Origin of the sequence: Amaricoccus sp., from assembly GCF_036846665.1 — a bacterium.
Lineage (GTDB): Bacteria > Pseudomonadota > Alphaproteobacteria > Rhodobacterales > Rhodobacteraceae > Amaricoccus.
Window position 1 is genome coordinate 1 of record NZ_DAIUBO010000353.1, and the last position, 2,727, is coordinate 2,727.

At 66.2% G+C, this 2,727-nt stretch carries 3 protein-coding genes; 2 read left to right on the plus strand and 1 reads right to left on the minus strand.

Annotated elements, in window-relative coordinates; all coding sequences use genetic code 11:
* Positions 1-11: 11 nt before the first annotated feature.
* On the minus strand, positions 12-467 hold the full coding sequence (locus tag V7050_RS20095) for a DUF6880 family protein (RefSeq protein WP_324375901.1): 456 nt from the start codon (positions 465-467) through the stop codon (positions 12-14).
* A 219-nt stretch (positions 468-686) separates the two neighbouring features.
* Between V7050_RS20095 and V7050_RS20100 the strand changes: the two genes are divergently transcribed.
* Both V7050_RS20100 and V7050_RS20105 read left to right on the plus strand, forming a co-directional pair.
* A complete protein-coding gene (locus V7050_RS20100) occupies positions 687-1,841 on the plus strand; it encodes a tyrosine-type recombinase/integrase (protein WP_324375903.1) in 1,155 nt (384 codons plus the stop codon).
* Between the two features lie 120 nt (positions 1,842-1,961).
* Positions 1,962-2,727: WYL domain-containing protein (locus tag V7050_RS20105; RefSeq protein ID WP_324375905.1), on the plus strand; the 766-nt coding region annotated here is incomplete at its 3' end.

Genomic DNA, 2,727 nt, shown 5'->3' on the forward strand with positions numbered 1-2,727 from the left:
GGCCGAGTGAATCACGGTTCGACGAAAACTGACAGGTAAATGCGGGTGCCCAGCTGACCCAGATCGGCGCAGGCCTGGTGGAAGATGCCGATGACGGTGCCGCTGGAGTCGTCACAGCGCTCGAAGACGGGCGAGGCGAGCGCCATGAACCGCCACATGAGCGCCAGCGCCTCGTCTGGATCGGCCGACGCTATCTGCTCAACGATGGCGCGCCGCTGGGTTTCGAGATCGGTGACCAGCGCCTTGCGGTTTTTCCATGTGATGAAACTGCGCGCACGGGCGATACTGGTCAGCCGCTTGGTGATCTCCCGTGCGGCCTCCCTCGGGCTCTGGGCCCCCGCGAGCGCGAGCCGCAGCTTGCGCTTGGCCGCCGCGTTCCCGGTGCTGACCTCGATCAGCAATTGCGCCAGGCGCACGGCGCCCAGCGCTTCGAGGTTCTTCGCATTGAGGGTGGTCTTGGAAGCCATCGGATCGCCAGTTTCTTTTCCCCGAGCCTATCAGCGGTCCGCGGGCGCCGGAACCTGCGTTCTGATTCGCTGGACTCGTCGATTTCCCGCACCAGCGCGCCGAAACGCCATGCGCGGAACCGCGCGCTATTTCCTTTTCCTTCGCAATTTCAATGTGTTCGTTGACTGTCGCCCGCGCTTCAGCACTGTGGAACGGCGAAAGAACCACCGAAGAACGCCATGCCCAAGATCACCAAACGCCTCGTCGACGCCGCGGAAGCCCGCCTCGCCGAATACTTCGTCTGGGACAGCGAGATCCCCGGCTTCGGGCTGCGCGTGCTGCCGAGCGGGCGCAAGGGCTACGTGGTCCAGTATCGCGCCGGACGCCGATCCCGGCGGATCAGCCTCGGGCCCAGCACGGTCCTGACCTGCGAGCAGGCCCGCAACCGCGCCATCTCCATCGTCGCCGCCGCGCGCAACGGCGCGGACCCCGCCGCCGAGCGGGACGCGGGGCGCAAGGCGATCACGGTGAAGGAGCTGGCCGAGCGGTTCGACAGGGAACACATCGCGATCCGCGTGAAGGCCAGCACAGCCAAGGAATATCGCCGGAACCTCGAACGCTTCATCCTGCCCGCGCTCGGGCAGCTGACGGTCACGGGCATCACCCGGGCGGACGTGGCGAAGTTCCATCACGACATGCGTCACATCCCTTATCAGGCGAACCGCTGCCTCGAAGTGGTCTCGAAGATGTTCAGCCTCGCCGAGATGTGGGGGCTGCGTCCGGACGGCACAAATCCGCGAAAGCACATCCGGAAGTATCCCGAAGAGAAGCGCGAGCGGTTCCTCAGCGCGGCGGAACTGCGCCGCATCGGCGAGGTGCTGCGCGAGATGGAGGCGGAGGGGATCGAACTGCCCTCGGCCATTCTCGCGGCGCGCCTGCTGATCCTGACCGGCTGCCGCCTGAACGAGATCATGACGTTGAAGTGGACCCACGTCGATCTGGCCGAGCGCGTCCTGCGCCTGCCGGATTCCAAGTCCGGCGCCAAGGTCATCCATCTCGGCCAGCCCGTCGTCGATCTGCTCCGCGACGCTCAGCGCATCGACGAGAACCCGTGGGTCATCACCGGCACCCTGCCGGGCAAGCGCCTGAGCGATCTGCAGCCCTTCTGGCAGCGCGTCCGTGCCCGCGCCGGCGTCAAGGACGTCCGCATCCACGACCTGCGCCACACCTTCGCGTCGACCGCCGTCGCCTCGGGTCAGGGTCTGCCCATGATCGGCAAGCTCCTTGGCCACACGCAGGTCCAGACCACGGCGCGCTACGCCCATTTGGCGGCCGAGCCGGTGCGGATGGCTGCCGATGCGGTGGCGCAGAACCTCAGGCAATCCTTGGGATAATCGCGCCCCGCCACGTCCCTTTTCGATTGATCGCGCAGTTCCGCGCGGCTACCCTCCAAGAAAGCCCAGAAATTGGGCGCGCACAGTTCGCGTGCGCGCAGGGCTGGGCGGGGGTGCGACGTGGACCGGGACAAGGCCGAACTTCGCTGGGGGATCGAGCAGCGGCTCGAGTTCATCGAGTTCCGCCTGTTCTGGGAGGGTCACGTCAATCGCATCGACGTGATGCAGCAGTTCGGCGTTTCGGTGAACCAGGCATCCTCGGACCTGAACCGCTACATCGCGCTGGCGCCGGACAACATGGTCTACGACAAGAGCGCGCGCACCTATGTCCGTGGTCCGGACTTCGACTGCAGGTTCCGCCCGCCAGACGCAGCGCATTACCTCGCCCAGCTCCGCCTGGTTGCCGACGATGTGCTGGAGCGCGAAGACTGCTGGATCCCTGACCTGCCGTCCTACGCTTCGGCACCGACGCCTGTGCGGGGCGTCGATCCGGTGACGCTCCGCTCGGTCGTCGGTGCCATCCGCCGGTCCGAGGCGATCGAGGTGAAGTACCAGTCTCTGTCGACCCCGGAGCCGCGCTGGCGCTGGATCGCTCCGCACGCCATCGGATTCGACGGGTTTCGCTGGCATACGCGGGCGTTCTGCCTGACCGACGATTGCTTCAAGGACTTCCTGCTCTCACGGATCCTCGGCATCCGAGGATCGCGGGAGAGCGAAACGTCGGCCAACGAAGATCGCGACTGGCATTCCGAGGTCACCCTGGAGGTTGGCCCCCACCCTGAGCTCTCGGATTCGCAAGCCAAGGTCATCGCGCTCGACTACGGGATGCGAGGCGGCAAGGCGAAGATCAAGGTGAGGCGCGCGCTCCTCTACTACGCGCTCAGGC